The organism is Streptomyces sp. NPDC000983 (assembly GCF_040299205.1).
GTDB lineage: Bacteria > Actinomycetota > Actinomycetes > Streptomycetales > Streptomycetaceae > Streptomyces.
Window position 1 is genome coordinate 43,153 of record NZ_JBEPBM010000013.1, and the last position, 16,080, is coordinate 59,232.

A 16,080-nucleotide genomic window follows, 5' to 3' on the forward strand; every position below is an offset into this window, starting at 1 on the left:
CACGGGAGTGAAAACTCATGGGCATGAAGGACCAGTTCCAGGAGAAGTCCGAGCAGTGGCAGCGTCAGGCCAAGGACAAGATGCAGCAGGCGCGTGAGTCACGTGAGCCGTCTCGCGAGCCTTCGCGGGAGCCGCAGCGTGAGCGGGGCCCGCAGCCGGAGCGGCGTGAGCGTGGGCCGGAGCACGGGCGCGAGCGGGACGAGCGGATGCGGGCCGAGGAGTCTGAGCGGTTCGATCACGACATGTAGGTGTCGTGGGCGGCTTGTGCCGTGACGTGAAGTGACGTGAGACGTGGGGTGCCCCCTGGTGTGGGGTGCCCCACGTCTCGTTGTGTTGGCGGGTGCGGGTTCGGTGGGGGTTGGTCGCGCAGTTCCCCGCGTCCCTTTGAAAGACGCGTAGTTCCCCGCGCTCCTGGAGGATGCGCGGTTCCTCGCGCCCCTGGAAGGGCCGGTTGTGTTTTGGGTGCGGGGCGGTGGGGGCTTGTCGCGTAGTTCCCCGCGCCCCTAAAGGCGGTGGGGGCTTGTCGCGCAGTTCTTCGCGCTCCTGAAGGCGGTGGGGGCTTGTCGTGTAGTTCCTTGCGGCTCTGGGGGTGTGCGGTTGTGCTCGGGTTAGGGGGTGGGTCTTGGGGGGAGTTCGGGGCGGGTTCGGTTGGGGGTTTGGGAGTGGTCCGGGGGGGTTGCCGGGGGGTTGGTGTCCAGGAGGGACAGGGCCAGGCGTACCGCGTCGTCCAGTTGGGCGTGGCGGCCTTCTGCCCAGTCCAGGGGGGTGCGGAGGATTTCCAGGTCGGGGATGACGCCGTGGTTCTCGATCGTCCAGCCGTACGCGTCGAACCAGGCCGCGTTCATCGGGACCGTGATCACCGAGCCGTCGCCGAGCTGGTGGCGGCCGGTCATGCCGACCACTCCGCCCCAGGTGCGCTGGCCCACCACCGGGCCCAGCTCCAGGAGTTTGAAGGCGGCCGTGATCATGTCGCCGTCGGAGGAGGTGGCCTCGTCGGCGAGGGCGACCACCGGTCCGCGCGGGGCGTTGGAGGCGTACGACACCGGCTGGGCGTTCCTGGTGAGGTCCCAGCCGAGGATGGTGCGGGTGAGCTTCTCCACGACCAGTTCGCTGATGTGGCCACCGGCGTTGCCGCGCACGTCGACGATGAGCGCGGGCCGGGACACCTCCATGCGCAGGTCGCGGTTGAACTGGGCCCAGCCCGAGCCGCCCATGTCGGGGATGTGCAGATAGCCGCACCGCCCGCCGCTCAACTCCCTTACGACCGCCCGGCGTTTGGCGACCCAGTCCTGGTAGCGCAGGGGGCGTTCGTCGATCAGCGGGACCACCGCGACCCGGCGTGCGCGGCCCTCGCCCTCGGCCGGGGTGAACGTCAGCTCCACCGTCGTGCCGCCCGCCCCGGCGAGCAGCGGGAACGGGCCCGCGACCGGGTCCACCTCGCGGCCGTCGACGTGGGTGAGCACCGCGCCCTCGCGGATGCCGGTGCCCGCCAGCGGTGAGCGGGCCTTGGAGTCGGAGGAGTCGCCGGGCAGGATCCGCCGTACCGTCCAACCCGCCTCGCGGCGGACGAAGTTGGCGCCGAGCAGCCCCTGGCGGCGCTGGTAGTGGGGCGGGCCCTCGTTGCGGCGGGCCGCGGAGACGTAGGCGTGGGAGGTGCCGAGCTCGCCGAGGACCTCGCGGAGCAGATCGGCGAAGTCGTCCGGGGTGTCGACCTGTTCGACGAGCGGGCGGTACTGGTCCAGCACCCCGTCCCAGTCGATGCCGCACATGCCGGGGTCCCAGAAGTAGTCGCGGATCAGCCGGCCCGCCTCCGCGTAGGACTGGCGCCACTCGGCGGGCGGGTCGACCTCGTGCAGGATGCGGCGGGTGTCGATCCACACCGTGGAGTCGCTGTCGCCGGGCTCGGTGGCGGGTACGGCGCGCAGCTCGCCCTCGTCGACGACGACCAGCCGGCTGCCGTCGCCGCTGACCGCGAACCAGTCGAGGTGCTCGACCAGTTCGGACTTCTTGGCCTTGCTGATGCTGAAGTGCTCCAGGGTCGGCCGGCCGCTGGTGTCGTCGGGGTTGGCGAACGTCTCGCCGAGCGCCCCCGAGATCGGCCAGCGCAGCCAGACCAGGCCGCCGCCCGCGACCGGGTACAGCGCCGAGTACTTGGAGGCGGTGACCGGGAACGGCGTCACCCGGCTCTCCAGCCCCTCGACCTCGACGGTCACCGCGCCGCCCTCGCCGCCCTCGTCCTCCGCGGGGTCCATGCCCCCGGCCGCGGGGCGCCCCTCCGGGGTCAGCGCGAACGGGCTCGGCGTGGCGGACGACAGCGGCACCAGGTAGGGGCGGCAGCCGAGCGGGAAGGACAGGTCGCCGGTGTGGACGTCGTACACCGGGTCGAAGCCGCGCCAGGAGAGGAAGGCGAGGTAGCGGCCGTCGCTGGTGAAGACCGGGTTCTCGTCCTCGAAGCGGCCGTTGGTGACGTCGACGACCAGCCGCCCCGGCTGCCCGGCGGCCGGGGTGCCGGAGATCCGGGCCATCTTGATCTGACGCAGGGAGCGGCCGATGCCGGGGTGCGACCAGGTCAGCCAGGAGCCGTCGGGCGAGAAGGCGAGGTCGCGGACGGGGCCGTTGATCGAGCGGATCAGCTCGCTCACCTCCCCGTTGGAGTCCTCGGTGGCGTCCAGGAGCAGCAGCCGTCCGTCGTGCGAGGCGATCGCCAGCCGTTCGCCCTGGGGGTCGGAGACCATCTCCAGCACCCGGCCCAGCTCGCCCGAGGCCAGCCGGCGGGGCTCGCGGTCGCCGGTGGCCCGGGGCAGGTAGGCGATCTCGACCGCGTCCTCGCCCTCGGCGTCGGTGACGTAGGCGACCTGCCCGGCCGGGCCGAGCATCTCGGGGAGCCGGACCCGTACGCCCGGGGTGTCGGTGATGGTCCGGGCCGGGCCGTCCCGGTGGGTCAGCCAGTACAGGCTGCCGCGTACGACGACGGCGCCGGCCCGGCCCGTCTCGTCGACCGAGACGCCGTCGACGTGCTGGGCGGCGGGCACCTGGTAGCGGCGCCGGCCCGCGCGGGGGCCGCCCAGCCGGACGTCGAGTCTCCGCGGCTCGCTGTCGAGGCCGTCGACGATCCACAGCTCGCCCGCGCACTGGTAGACCACCCGCGTGCCGTCGCTGGAGGCGTGCCGGGCGTAGAAGGCGTCGTGGTCGGTGTGCCGGCGCAGGTCGGTGCCGTGGTGGGTGCAGGAGTAGAGGTTGCCGACGCCCTCGTGGTCGGAGAGGAAGGCGACCCGGCCGCCGACCAGCATGGGGCTGGCGAGGTGGCCGTCGAGGTCGGCGAGGAGCCGTTCGCCGTGGAACCACAGGCGGCCCGTGGCGCCGCCGCGGTAGCGCTTCCAGGAGGCCGGCTCGTGCGGCGGGGTGCCGGTGAGCAGCAGGGTGCGGCGCTCGCCGTCGAGGTCGGCGCACTGGATGTCGCTGACCGGGCCCCAGGGGAGCTTGCGGCCGGGGGAGCCGTCGGGGGAGACCTTGTAGGCCCAGGTGTAGTAGGAGAAGGGCTCGCCGTGGGAGGCGACGGCGAGGATGTCGCCGTCCGGGGTCCAGCCGGTGACCTGGGTGTCCGCGGTGCCCCAGTAGCTGAGCCGGCGGCCCGGTCCGCCGTCGGTCGGCACCAGGTGGATCTCGGGGACGAGACTGCGCCAGCTCGTGTACGCGATGTGCCCGCCGTCCGGCGAGAAGCGGGGATGGCCGGCCTTGGTGCGGTCCACGGTGAGCCGCCAGGCGCGGCCGGGGCCGTCCAGGGAGGCCAGCCAGAGGTCGTCCTCGGCCACGAAGCAGAGGCGGTCACCGTTGAGATGGGGAAGGCGCAGATAGCTCACCTCCCCATGCTTTTCCCGTGAAAGGGCCCGGGCAACTCGTGAGAAAGCGGGCGGGGTGACTCAGGACACGTACGAAACCGTTTCGTTTCGATGAAGGGTGCGCTACATTCGTCCTGTACGAAACAGTGTCGTTCGCAGAGGGCGGCGCGGAGCGAGGGGAGTGCGTCATGGCCGAGGTCGCTACGGCGCGCCGCAGCCGGATCACGCCCGAGCGCGAGGCCGAGCTGTACGAGGCCGTGCTCGATCTGCTCCGCGAGGTCGGCTACGACGCCCTGACCATGGACGCGGTCGCCGCGCGCACCAAGTCCAGCAAGGCCACGCTCTACCGCCAGTGGGGCGGCAAGCCGCAACTCGTCGTCAAGGCGATCCGGTCCACCAAGCCCGGCGGCCCCTTCGACGACGCCGACACCGGAACGCTCCGGGGCGATCTGCACGCCCACACGGAGCACACCGACGACTGCCAGATGGAACAGAACGCCGCGCTGATGCGGGGTCTGGCCATGGCGGTCCACACCAACCCCGACCTCCTGCGGGAGTTCCGGGAACAACTGGTCGAACCGGAGATGGCGGAGTTCCGCCGGGTGCTCCAGCGTGCGATCGACCGGGGTGAGATCCGCGAGGACTGCCCCGCCATCGACTACGTGGTGCACATGATGATCGGGGCGTTCGTGACCCGGGGGCTGATCGAGAACCAGCCGCCGACGCGCGCCTTCCTCCGGTCGTACATTGACGCCGTGGTCCTCCCCGCCCTCGGCGCGCCCGTCTCCTGAGCACCGGTCCCCTCATGACCCGTCGCCTCACCTGACGCGACGCACCACCCGCAGTACCTGACGCGACCGCTCACGTCGTCGGGCCGGTCATCCCTGCCCCCACGGGTTGATCACCCATGCCCTGAACATCCCACGACCTGACCGGGAGTACCCCTCCGTGGCCACGTTCCTGTACCGACTCGGACGGCTCGCCTTCAGGCGACGCCATTTCGTCGCCCTGATCTGGGTGGCGCTGCTGACGCTCGCCGGCGTCGGCGCCGCCTCGGCGCCCACCGCGGGCAGCGCCTCCTTCTCCATCCCCGGCACCGAGGCGCAGCGCGCCTTCGACCTGCTCGAAGAACGATTCCCCGGTTCGAGCGCCGACGGAGCGACCGCCCGGGTCGTCTTCGAGGCCCCGGACGGCCAGAAACTGGCGGACGCCGACAACAAGGCGGCCGTCCGGAGCGCCGTGAAGGAGCTGGGTACCGGCTCCGAGGTCGTCTCCGTGACCGACCCCTTCAAGACCGGGTCGGTCTCGGAGGACGGCGGCGTCGGCTACGCCCAGGTCAGCTACGAGGTCTCCGGCATGGAACTCCAGGACGCCTCCAAGGAGGCCCTGGAACACGCCGCCGACCAGGCGCGGGAGGCCGGACTGACCGTCGAGATCGGCGGTGACGCGCTCCAGGCCACGCCCGAGACCGGCTCCACCGAGATCATCGGCATCGCGGTCGCCGCCGTCGTCCTGGTCATCACCCTCGGTTCGCTGGTCGCGGCCGGACTGCCGCTGCTGACCGCCCTGATCGGCGTGGGCATCGGCGTCTCCACCATCACCGCGCTGGCCGACGCGCTGGACCTGGGCTCCACCACCTCCACGCTGGCCATGATGATCGGCCTCGCCGTCGGCATCGACTACGCGCTGTTCATCGTCTCCCGCTACCGCGCCGAACTGGCCGAGGGCCGGGAGCGCGAGGAGGCCGTCGGCCGCGCCGTCGGCACCGCGGGCTCGGCGGTGGTCTTCGCCGGCCTGACCGTCGTCATCGCGCTGGTGGGACTCTCCGTCGTCAACATCCCGATGCTCACCAAGATGGGCGTCGCCGCGGCCGGCACGGTCGTGATCGCGGTCCTGATCGCGCTCACGATGATCCCGGCGCTGCTCGGGTACGCGGGCCGCAAGGTCCAGCCGGCGGGCGCCAAGAGCAAGCTGTTCGGCCGGGGCAGGAAGGTCTCGGACGCCTCCGAGAGGCCCGCCAGGCCCAACATGGGCACCCGCTGGGCCAGTTTCGTGGTCCGCCGCCCCGTCGCCGTGCTCCTCTTCGGGGTGATCGGCCTCGGCGTCGCCGCGGTACCGGTCGCCTCCCTGGAGCTGGGCCTGCCCGACGACGGCTCCCAGCCGACCTCCACCACCCAGCGCCGCGCCTACGACCTGCTCTCCGACGGCTTCGGCCCCGGCTTCAACGGACCCCTGCTGGTCGTCGGCGACGCCGAGGGCAGCGACGACCCCGAGGCCGCCGCGACCGAGGTGACCGACGAGATCAAGGGCCTGGACGGCGTGGTGTCGGTCATGCCGGCGACCTTCAACAAGGCCGGGGACACCTTCACCATCACCGTGATCCCCGACTCCAAGCCCTCCTCGGTCCAGACCGAGGACCTGGTCCACTCGATCCGCGGCACCGGCGCCGGCCTGAAGGCCGGCACCGGCGCCGAGGTGCTGGTCAGCGGCAGCACGGCGATGAACATCGACTTCTCGCAGAAGATGAACGACGCGCTGGTCCCCTACCTCGCGCTCGTGGTGGGACTCGCCTTCCTCCTGCTGATCGCCGTGTTCCGCTCCATCCTGGTCCCGCTGAAGGCGGCGCTCGGCTTCCTGCTGAGCGTGCTCGCCGCGCTGGGCGCCGTCGTCGCGGTCTTCCAGTGGGGCTGGCTGTCCGGCCTCATGGGCGTGGAGGAGACCGGCCCGATCATGTCGATGATGCCGATCTTCATGGTCGGCGTGGTCTTCGGCCTCGCGATGGACTACGAGGTGTTCCTCGTGACCCGGATGCGTGAGGCGTACGTCCACGGCGAGACGCCCGGCCAGGCCGTGGTGACCGGCTTCAAGCACGGCGCCCGGGTGGTCACGGCCGCCGCGGTGATCATGATCGCGGTCTTCGCGGGCTTCATCGGCTCGTCCGAGTCGATGGTCAAGATGATCGGCTTCGGTCTCGCCATCGCCGTCTTCTTCGACGCCTTCGTGGTCCGGATGGCGATCGTGCCCGCGGTGCTGGCCCTGCTCGGCAGGCGCGCCTGGTGGCTGCCGAAGTGGCTGGACCGCGCCCTGCCCAACGTCGACGTCGAGGGCGAGGGCCTGCGGACCCTGTCCCGGGCGCGGGCCGACGAGGAGGACGACAAGGAGCTGGTGCGCGTCTGACGCGCCGCACCCGAGTGACCAGCCGGTGAGGGCCGTCGTGGGGACGGTGGCGCCCTCACCGGCTTCCTCGTGGGCGCGCCGGGCCGGTGCTCACGGGAAGTACAGCGCCGCCTTGCGCAGTACGTGCCGGGTGAACAGCCCGCCCCAGGGCACCTGGCCCCGGTACAGCGTGGTCCGCCGGACGCCGGGGCCGACCTGGACGACGACGGGCCGTCCGACCACCGAGGTGTCGAGCATCTGCGCGTCCCGCGCGGCGAACTGCACCGCGGACGGGTCGACGTCGGTGCTGACCAGGGCGGGCAGCGCCGTCACCACGTTGCGGGCGCCGGGGATTCCGCCGCGCAGGCCCTTGGCGTGGGTCAGGGCCGCGCCGGTGAACTCGGCGAGCAGGGTGCCGTCCACCGAGGGGACCGCGGCGGCGTACACGAACAGCTTGGTCCTGGTGCCGAACCAGCTGATCCTGCGGTCGGCGCGGCTGCCGATGAGGACCGGCAGGCCGCCCCAGACCTCGAAGGTCACCGACGTCCCGTCGGCGGCCAGCCGGCCGTGCAGGGCCTCCAGGTAGGCGACGGCATCGGCCTGCGGGTCGGTGTCCGGTCTCTGCTGTGTCATGGGCCGATCTTCCAACACCCTTGAATCGAACGGAAGATGACGAAGCCTCGTTAAAGCCGGTCGCATGTGGTGTGCACACACCGTTAGCGTGCGGTTCATGACCTCCTCCGAGTCCGCAGCCCACCCCCGCTTCGCCGCCGCCCTCGCCGAGTTGGGCCTCGACGAGCTGACCGCCCGGATCCGCCGCTTCCCCGACGCCACCCGCACCGCCGCCGAGGCGGCCGCCGCCGTCGGCTGCGAACTGAGCCAGATCTGCAAGTCCCTGGTCTTCGCCGTGGACGGCGAGCCGGTGCTGGTCCTGATGGACGGGGCGTCCCGGGTGGACATGGAGAAGGTGCGCCGCGAACTCGGCGCCGAGAAGGTCACCCGGCCGAGAGCGGACGTGGTCAGGGAGACCACCGGGTACGCCATCGGCGGTGTCCCGCCCTTCGGGCACCGGACCAGGACCCGGGTGCTCGCCGACCGCTCGCTGCTCGACCACGACGTGGTCTGGGCCGCGGCCGGCACCCCGTACACCGTCTTCCCCATGGCGCCCGAGACGCTCGTCGCCCACGCCGGCGGCACTCTGGTGGACGTGCGCGAGCGCACCGCGTGACACCGCTGGTCGCCACGGCCGTCCTGCTGGCCGCGGTCACCCACGCGAGCTGGAACGCCCTCGCCCACCGCATCCCCGACAAGCTCGTCGGCTTCGCCCTGATCTCCGGCGGCGGGATGGCGATCGGGCTCGCCGCGGTGCCGTTCACGGCGTTCCCGGCGGCCGGCGCCTGGCCGTACCTGATCGCCTCGGCGGTGATCCACGTCGCCTACTACGCCCTGCTGATGCGGTCCTTCCGGCTCGGCGACTTCGGGCAGGCGTACCCCATCGCCCGGGGCACCGCTCCGCTGGTCGTCACGGTCGTGGCCGCCGTCGTCGCCCACGAGGTGCCCGACGGCTGGGCCGCGGCGGGCATCGCCGTCTCCTGCGCCGGGCTGAGCGGCGTCGCCCTGTGGGGGCTGCGCGGGCGGCGGCCGAACTGGCCGGCGATCGGGGCGGCCCTGGCGACCGGCGTGACCATAGCCGCGTACACGGTCGTCGACGGGCTGGGGGTGCGCGCCTCCGGCTCGTCGCTCGGGTACATCGCCTGGCTGATGGCGGTGCAGGGGGCGGCCGTCCCGGCGTTCGCGTTCCTGCGGTGGCGGGGGCGGACGGCGGCCATGCTGCGGCCCCACGCGGCGGTGGGGCTGTTCGGCGCGGCCCTGTCGGTCGCCGCGTACGCCCTGGTCCTGTGGGCGCAGACGCGGGCGGCGCTGGCGCCGGTCGCGGCCCTGCGGGAGTCGTCGATCGTGGTGGGCTCGGTGATCGGCGCGGTGTTCTTCAAGGAGCGGTTCGGGGCGCCGCGGATCGTGGCGGCGGTGCTGGTCGTGGCCGGGGTCGGCCTGATGCTGCGGGCCGGATAGAGCCGGATTCGCGGTGGCCGCGGTGGCTGCGGTGGTGTGGAGGGCGGCTGGGGGCGCACTCTGGAAGCAGGTGTTCCGGAGGTGATCGTGATGATGCACACCACAGTGGGATGGCACGTCGACATGGAGTTCCGCGAGGACGACCAGCACACCCGCGCGGCGGCGATGGTACGTCTGCCCGACGGCACCGAGGTACGGGCCCAGGGCGCGGCCAGCCGTCACCACACCGACTCCAACCAGCCACGGGTCGGCGAGGAGATCGCGGCGGCACGGGCGCTCAACGAACTCGCCATGCAGTTGCTGACGAAGGCGCACGGCGAGATCGACGAGGTGTCGGGGCGGACCTCGCACCCGATCCACGTATGAGCCCGCGCGGTGGCGCGCGACCGGTACCGCGCGCCACCGCGCGTGTCACGCGCCCCTGGCGAGCGACTCGCGCACCGCGCGGACCAGCGCCTGGGCGCGCGGGTCGGCCGTCACGGTCTTGCGGAAGCCGTTGGTGACATAGCCGAAGGCGATGCCCGAGGCGGGGTCGGCGAAGCCGAGGGAGCCGCCGCGGCCGGGGTGGCCGAAGGAGTCGGGGGAGAGCAGCGGCGACGCGCTGCCGTGCAGCATGAATCCGAGGCCGAAGCGGGTGTTCACGACCAGCACCCGGTCCGGTCCGGCCGACTCCTCGGCACGCGCGAGCCGCGCCGTCGCCTCGTCGAACAGCCGTACGCCGTCGACCTCGCCGATGAGTGACGCGTAGACCCGGGCCAGTCCGTCGGCGGTGGCGGTGCCGTTGGTGGCGGGCAGGGCCGCCGCCCGGTACGCCGGGTCGTTCTGGTCCGGGAACGGGGTGATCGCCGCGAAGGCCCGGCGGGTGAGGGAGCCGGGGTCGGCGTAGGCGTCGGTGACCGAGCGCTTGGGGCGGGCCCGCAGGACCGCTCCGGGGGCGGCTTCGGGGCCCTCGATCCGGCCGACCCGGCCCGCCCGGCCCGCGGCCTCCTCCTCGGCGGGCAGCCCGAGCCAGAACCCGGCGCCCAGCGGATGGGCGATCTCCGCCGCGATCCACTCCCCGGCGCCCCTGCCGGTCACCCTGCGCACCAGCTCGTCGAGCATCCAGCCGTAGGTCAGCGCGTGATAGCCGTGGTCCGCCCCCGGTTCCCAGGCGGGCGCCTGGGCGGCGACCGCAGCGGGCCCGCGGGACGGGTCGAGCGCCTCCTCGGGGGTGAGCGGCCGGTCGAGCACCGGCAGCCCGGCCCGGTGCCCGAGCACATGCCGGACCAGCACCCGCTCCTTGCCCCGCGCCTTGAACTCCGGCCAGTACGCGCCCACCGGGGCGTCCAGGTCCAGCAGCCCCCGCCGGTGCAGGAGAAGGGGTACGACGGCGGCGACGCCCTTGGTCGCCGAGCGCACGATCTGGGCGGTGCCGTGCCGCCAGGGCTCGGTGCCGTCGACGTCCCGGGAGCCGGCCCACAGGTCGACGACCCTGTGCCCGTCCCGGTAGACGGCGACCGCGGCGCCCCGCTCCCCGAGGCGCTCGAAGTTCCGCGCGAACGCCTCCCCGACCGGCTCGAAGCCCTCGGCCACTGTGCCGTTCACGTCCACGTCCGTACTCCCTGTCGGTGCCGATCCCTCTGCTTCACCCAAGCAGGATCGTCACGTCGATGTTCCCGCGGGTCGGGTCGGAGCAGCAGCGGACCCCGTGCGCCGCGTCGGAGACGCTTCAGAAGGGCCCCAGGGGCGCGCGGTCGGCGGCGGCGCGGGCCTTGAGCGTCAGCCGCCGCAGCTCCTCGCGCAGCCGGGAGGCCTCCGCGCCGTCCAGCTCCGTCGACGCCAGCAGCGCGCCCGGCACCCGCGCCGCGCGCTCCCTCAGCTCCTCGCCGCGCCCGGTGCACGCCACCCGCACCGAACGCTCGTCCTCGGCCGCCCGCTCCCGGCGTACGAGCCCCGCGCTCTGCAGCCGCTTCAGCAGCGGTGACACCGTGCCGTAGTCCAGGCGCAGCGCCCCCGCCAGCTCCTTCACGGAGGTCTCGCCCCGCTCCCACAGCACCAGCAGGACCAGGTACTGCGGGTAGGTGAGCCCCAGCTCCTCCAGGAGCGGCCGGTAGGCGGCCGTCACCGCGCGCTGGGCGGCGTACAGCGCGAAGCAGAGCTGTTCGTCCAGCAGCAGGGACCCGGCGGCGCCGTCCTCGTGGCTCGTCACCCGCCCATTGTCAGGGACGGGCCCCGGGCGCCGGCACGGAACGCGGATCGAAGCCGAAGGGGAGCTCCAGCCGGTGCGCGCGCATCAGGTCCTCGTCCGAGAGCAGCTCGCCCGTCGCGCCGTCCGCGGCGATCACGCCCTCGCTGAGGACCAGCGCGCGCGGGCACAGTTCGAGGGCGTAGGGCAGGTCGTGGGTGACCATCAGCACGGTCACGTCCAATGAGCGCAGGATGTCCGCCAGTTCGCGGCGGGAGGCGGGGTCGAGGTTGGAGGACGGCTCGTCCAGGACGAGGATCTCCGGCTCCATGGCGAGCACCGTCGCCACCGCCACCCGGCGGCGCTGCCCGAAGGAGAGGTGGTGCGGCGGACGTTCCCGGTACTCCGCCATGCCGACCTGCGCGAGCGCCCGGTCCACCCGCCGCTCCAGCTCGGCGCCCCGCAGCCCGGCCGCCGCCGGTCCGAAGGCCACGTCCTCGCGGACCGTCGGCATGAAGAGCTGGTCGTCGGGGTCCTGGAAGACGATGCCGACCTTGCGCCGGATCTCCGCCATGTGCTCCCGCCCGACCGGCAGCCCCGCGACCCGTACGGTGCCGGCGCCGCCGGTGAGGATGCCGTTGAGGTGCAGCACGAGCGTGGTCTTGCCGGCGCCGTTCGGGCCGAGCAGCGCGACCCGCTCGCCGCGTCCGACGGAGAAGTCGACGCCGAACAGGGCCTGATGGCCGTCGGGGTAGGCGAAGGCGAGGCCGGAGACCTCCAGAGAAGCTGTCACAGCGTCCATCCCAGCAGACATACGACGAGGGCGGCGAAGGGGAGGGCGAGGGCGTAGGTCCACTGGGCCCGGGACGCGGTCACCTCGTCGATGACCGGCATGGAGCCGGCGTACCCGCGGCTGACCATCGCCAGGTGCACGCGCTCCCCGCGCTCGTAGGAGCGGATGAACAGGGCGCCCGCCGACTTCGCGAGCACGCCCCAGCCGCGCACCCCGCGGGCCTGGAACCCGCGCGACTCGCGTGCGATCCGCATGCGCCGCATCTCGTCGGTGATCACATCGCCGTAGCGGATCATGAAGGAGGCGATCTGGACCAGGAGCGGCGGGAGCTTCAGGCGTTGCAGGCCCAGCAGCAGTTCCCGCAGTTCGGTGGTGGACGCCAGGAGCACCGAGGCGGCGACGCCCAGGGTGCCCTTGGCCAGCACGTTCCAGGCGCCCCACAGGCCGCTGACGCTCAGCGAGAGCCCGAGCACCTCGACCCGTTCGCCCTCCGCCACGAACGGCATCAGCACCGCGAACGCGACGAACGGCACCTCGATCAGCAGCCGCTTGAGCAGGAAGGCGGCCGGTACCCGCGCCAGGCACGCCACACCGGCGAGCAGGACGGCGTACAGGCCGAACGCCCACATCGCCTCGCGCGGGGTCGACACCACGACCACCACGAACGCGAACGTCGCGGCGAGCTTGGTGTGCGGCGGCAGACCGTGCACGGGCGAGTGCCCGTGCCGGTAGAGCCTGTGCGCGTGCCCGGCCCCCATCTCAGACGCTCGTGCCCGCCGGGGAGGTGTCCGCCCCGGTACGGCGCCTGCGCACGGACCAGAAGACCGCGGTGCCCGCCACGACCGTGAGCCCGACGCCGATCACTCCGGCGAGACCGCCGGACAGCCGGGCGTCGTCCACGTCCTTGACGCCGTAGTCCGCCAGCGGGGAGTCGGCGTAGGCGTGGTCCTCGGCCTTCTCGTCGATGCCGTGGTCGGTGGCGACCTTCTCCAGGCCGTCGGGGTCGGCCGAGGCGTAGAAGCTGACGAAGCCGGCGAGGACGAGCGAGGTGAGCAGTCCGCCGATCCACAGCCCGCGCCGGGAGGTGCGGGCCGCGACGGGCTCGGGGCCCACCGGCTCGGCCGCGTCGACGAGTTCGCCGTTGACCCGCAGTTGGAGGCGCTGCCCCAGGTCACGGGCGCCGTGGACGAGGTCCGGGCGCACCGCGATCACGGCGCCCACGGTCAGCGCGGTGATCGCCGCCTCGCCGATGCCGATGAGGATGTGCACGCCGACCATCGCGCCGGCGACCTTGCCGATGGAGACGTCGGCGGTGCCGCCGATCGCGTACATGAGGGTGAAGGCCAGTGCCGCCGACGGCACCGAGAGCAGGGCGGCGACGAAGGCGGCGACGGTGATCGAGCGGCGGGTGCGCGGCAGGATCTTCACCAGCGCCCGGAAGATCCCGTAGGCGACGACGGTCGTCACGACCGCCATGTTGGTGATGTTGACACCGAGCGCGGTCAGGCCGCCGTCCGCGAAGAGGATGCCCTGCATCAGCAGGACCACGGACACGCACAGCACGCCCGTGTAGGGGCCGACGAGGATGGCGGCGAGCGCGCCGCCCAGGAGGTGGCCGCTGGTCCCCGCCGCGACGGGGAAGTTCAGCATCTGCACCGCGAAGATGAAGGCGGCCACCAGACCGGCCAGCGGGGCGGTGCGTTCGTCGAGCTCGCGGCGGGCGCCGCGCAGGCTGACGGCGACCGCGGCGGCGGCGACCGCTCCGGTCGCGAGCGAGGTGGGGGCGTCTATGAATCCGTCAGGCACATGCACCGTTCGATGATAGTGGCTTGTTGCGAACGCTTTGCAAGAGCGCGTGACCGAAAAGAACGGGGCGCGATCCCCGGCTCCGGAGGCGCCCCAGGGGATATGTGCGACATTGGAGGGAAAGCGGATTAACAGCTTTCTTACAGGTCGCTGAGCGTGAGGGGCCTTCCGATGTCCGTAGTCGAACAGTACGCACGCGCCCACATCGTCACGGACATGGACGTCCGCATAGAGGAGGACCGCGACGCGGTCCCCGTGGTCCTGCGCTACGACCCCGAACTGGACCCCGGGTCCGTGCAGTTCGGACTGCCCGGGGCGCACGAATGGACGTTCGACCGGGATCTGCTGGAGCAGGGCCTGCGCGCCCCCGTCGGCAGCGGCGAGGTCCGGGTGTGGCCGTGCGGCCGGGTCCAGGCGGTGGTGGAGTTCCACTCCTCGCAGGGTGTCTCGGTCGTGCAGTTCGACAGCAAGGCGCTGCTGAGATTCCTGCGCCGTACCTACACCGCGGCGGACGATCCCGTCCGCCACTGAGACCGGCCGCCGTACCCCGGACCGTTCAGCCGCCCTGCTTGAGCAGGGCCGCCACGATCGGGCCCGCCGTCGAGCCGCCGTGACCGGCGGCCTGGACCACGCCCGCGGCCGCGAGGTCGCCCCGGTAGGCGGTGAACCAGCCGTTCGGCTTCTTCTGCCCGTCGACCTCCGCCGAACCGGTCTTCGCGCCGACGTCACCGCCCACCCCGGACATCGCCTCGGCCGCCGTGCCGTAGGCCGCCGTGTACGCCATCAGCTCGCGCAGCTGGGACAGCGTGTCCGCGGACATCGTGCGCGCGGCCTTCGCCAGCTGCCGGCCGTCCACCTCGGGGGAGACCAAGTAGGGCTGGTGGAAGACGCCCGACTTCACGGTCGCCGAGACCGACGCCATGTTCAGCGGGTTCATCCGCACCCCGCCCTGGCCGATCAGCTCGGCCGCCATCTGCGCCTTCGACTGCACCGGCACTGAGCCGTCGAAGGTGGAGACGCCGACCGCCCAGTTGTTCAGGCCGAGTCCGAACACCTGCTGGGCCTGCTCGGTGAGGCTGTCGTCGTCCAGCTCGGGCGCCTGGCTGATGAAGGCGGTGTTGCAGGAGCGGGCGAAGCTCGCCTTGAAGGTGCCGTCCTTGATCTGGAACTTGTCGTCGTTCTGGAACTTCCAGCCGCCGTAGGTGAAGTACTTGGGGCAGGGGTGGGCCTTGTTCGTCGAGGCCAGGTCCTTCTCGATGAGCATCGAGGAGGTGACGACCTTCATGGTGGAACCGGGCGCCAGGGAGCCCTGGAAGGCGGTGTTGAAGCCCTTGGAGGCGTTCGCGGCGGCGAGGATCTCGCCGGTGGAGGCGCGCAGCACGACCACCGACGAGCGCGCCTTCTCGGCGACCTGCTCCTCGGCGGCGGCCTGGAGGTCGGGGCTCAGCGTGGTCTCCACGGTGCCCGGGGTCCCCTCGCTCAGCTCCAGCACGGTCTTGTCCGCCGCCCCGGCCTTCTCGGAGGCGGCGTCGCCGGCCTTGTCGTCCTTGTCGGCCTTGGCGCGGACCACCCGCAGCTCGATGCCCGCCTTGCCGCCCGCGCTCTCGCCGTACTTCTCGCGCAGGGAGTCCAGGATCAGGCCCAGTGAGGGGTACTTCTCGGTGGTCAGCTCGCCGCCCTCCCGGTCGAGCGCCTTGATGGGCGGGGTCCCGGCCTCGCCGGTGACCAGGGTGTCGCCCTCCTGGAGGTCGGGGTGCACCACGGACGGCTGCCACCGCACCACGGGTTCCCCGTCGCCCGCGCGCCGTACGACGGTCAGCGCGCTGTCGTACGTCAGCTTCTCGCTGAGCTTGTCGTAGCTCACCGTGGCCTCGACGGAGAAGGGGACCCGGCCCTCGGCGGCGGTACCGGGGGTGAGGGCGACGTCCTTGACGCGGGCGTCCTTGAAGTAGCCGGTGAGGGCCTTGCGGGCGGTGTCCGCGTCGTCCGTGGCGCCGGCCGCCGCGGCGACCCGGCCCTCCTGCCAGGCGTCGAGGAAGGTCCGGGAGGCGGTGGCGACCTCCTTGGCGGAGAGCGGGCCGGTCCTGACCGACTCGGTGCCGGCGGCCGACTTCCCGCCACCGTCACCCGACCCGCCGAACAGCGCGTAGGCGCCGACCCCGGCGCCGGCCACGACCACGGCGATCGTCCCGGCCAGTACGGCGGGACTCGTCTTCCGTCGCTCGGCGACGCGCCTTCTCTTGCCCACTGTC

Annotated in this window: 15 protein-coding genes; 7 read left to right on the plus strand and 8 right to left on the minus strand. The window is 72.5% G+C overall.

Annotation, left to right across the window (positions count from 1 at the left end; all coding sequences use genetic code 11):
• Positions 1-23 precede the first annotated feature (23 nt).
• Positions 24-248 carry a hypothetical protein gene (locus ABT296_RS17050; protein ID WP_502977267.1) on the plus strand — a complete coding sequence of 75 codons (225 nt, stop codon included), beginning with the start codon at positions 24-26 and terminating at the stop codon, positions 246-248.
• Positions 249-608: 360 nt separating this feature from the next.
• Here the strand turns inward: ABT296_RS17050 and ABT296_RS17055 are convergent, their stop codons facing one another.
• Entirely contained in the window at positions 609-3,860 is a 3,252-nt protein-coding gene (locus tag ABT296_RS17055; RefSeq protein WP_351927940.1) for a S41 family peptidase, read from the minus strand.
• Positions 3,861-4,027: 167 nt separating this feature from the next.
• Between ABT296_RS17055 and ABT296_RS17060 the strand changes: the two genes are divergently transcribed.
• Together ABT296_RS17060 and ABT296_RS17065 are read left to right on the plus strand one after the other, a co-directional pair.
• Positions 4,028-4,630, plus strand: a complete 603-nt coding sequence (locus ABT296_RS17060) for a TetR/AcrR family transcriptional regulator (protein ID WP_351927942.1) — start codon at positions 4,028-4,030, stop codon at positions 4,628-4,630.
• 157 nt (positions 4,631-4,787) lie between these two features.
• A complete protein-coding gene (locus tag ABT296_RS17065) occupies positions 4,788-7,016 on the plus strand; it encodes an MMPL family transporter (RefSeq protein ID WP_351927944.1) in 2,229 nt (742 codons plus the stop codon).
• A 90-nt stretch (positions 7,017-7,106) separates the two neighbouring features.
• On the opposite strand, the gene ABT296_RS17070 is transcribed toward ABT296_RS17065, so the two are convergent.
• A complete protein-coding gene (locus tag ABT296_RS17070; protein ID WP_351927946.1) occupies positions 7,107-7,628 on the minus strand; it encodes a hypothetical protein in 522 nt (173 codons plus the stop codon).
• A 97-nt stretch (positions 7,629-7,725) separates the two neighbouring features.
• Here ABT296_RS17070 and ABT296_RS17075 point away from each other — a divergent pair, with 97 nt between their 5' ends.
• From ABT296_RS17075 to ABT296_RS17085, 3 genes are all read left to right on the plus strand, one after another.
• Positions 7,726-8,223, plus strand: a complete 498-nt coding sequence (locus tag ABT296_RS17075; protein ID WP_351927948.1) for a YbaK/EbsC family protein — start codon at positions 7,726-7,728, stop codon at positions 8,221-8,223.
• Entirely contained in the window at positions 8,220-9,065 is an 846-nt protein-coding gene (locus ABT296_RS17080; protein ID WP_351927950.1) for an EamA family transporter, read from the plus strand. The genes ABT296_RS17075 and ABT296_RS17080 overlap by 4 nt, the downstream gene beginning before the upstream one ends.
• 90 nt (positions 9,066-9,155) lie before the next feature.
• Entirely contained in the window at positions 9,156-9,431 is a 276-nt protein-coding gene (locus tag ABT296_RS17085; RefSeq protein WP_351927952.1) for a DUF1876 domain-containing protein, read from the plus strand.
• A 45-nt stretch (positions 9,432-9,476) separates the two neighbouring features.
• Here ABT296_RS17085 and ABT296_RS17090 read toward each other — a convergent pair whose 3' ends face one another.
• The 5 genes from ABT296_RS17090 to ABT296_RS17110 form a co-directional block, all read right to left on the minus strand.
• Positions 9,477-10,655 (minus strand): serine hydrolase domain-containing protein, encoded by a 1,179-nt coding sequence (locus ABT296_RS17090; protein ID WP_351927954.1) that lies wholly within the window; start codon positions 10,653-10,655, stop codon positions 9,477-9,479.
• A 118-nt stretch (positions 10,656-10,773) separates the two neighbouring features.
• Positions 10,774-11,253: a MarR family winged helix-turn-helix transcriptional regulator gene (locus ABT296_RS17095; RefSeq protein WP_351927956.1), complete on the minus strand. Its 480-nt coding sequence runs from the start codon at positions 11,251-11,253 to the stop codon at positions 10,774-10,776.
• A gap of 10 nt (positions 11,254-11,263) precedes the next feature.
• A complete protein-coding gene (locus ABT296_RS17100; protein ID WP_351927958.1) occupies positions 11,264-12,031 on the minus strand; it encodes an energy-coupling factor ABC transporter ATP-binding protein in 768 nt (255 codons plus the stop codon).
• Positions 12,019-12,780: a cobalt ECF transporter T component CbiQ gene (gene cbiQ, locus ABT296_RS17105; RefSeq protein ID WP_351927960.1), complete on the minus strand. Its 762-nt coding sequence runs from the start codon at positions 12,778-12,780 to the stop codon at positions 12,019-12,021. The genes ABT296_RS17100 and cbiQ overlap by 13 nt, the downstream gene beginning before the upstream one ends.
• Before the next feature lies 1 nt (position 12,781).
• Positions 12,782-13,834 carry an energy-coupling factor ABC transporter permease gene (locus ABT296_RS17110; RefSeq protein WP_351927962.1) on the minus strand — a complete coding sequence of 351 codons (1,053 nt, stop codon included), beginning with the start codon at positions 13,832-13,834 and terminating at the stop codon, positions 12,782-12,784.
• A 165-nt stretch (positions 13,835-13,999) separates the two neighbouring features.
• On the opposite strand from ABT296_RS17110, the gene ABT296_RS17115 reads away from it, so the two are divergent.
• Positions 14,000-14,359, plus strand: coding sequence for an SsgA family sporulation/cell division regulator (locus ABT296_RS17115; protein WP_351927963.1), 360 nt, complete (start codon positions 14,000-14,002; stop codon positions 14,357-14,359).
• A 25-nt stretch (positions 14,360-14,384) separates the two neighbouring features.
• Here the strand turns inward: ABT296_RS17115 and ABT296_RS17120 are convergent, their stop codons facing one another.
• On the minus strand, positions 14,385-16,076 hold the full coding sequence (locus ABT296_RS17120; RefSeq protein WP_351927965.1) for a penicillin-binding transpeptidase domain-containing protein: 1,692 nt from the start codon (positions 16,074-16,076) through the stop codon (positions 14,385-14,387).
• Positions 16,077-16,080 lie beyond the last annotated feature (4 nt).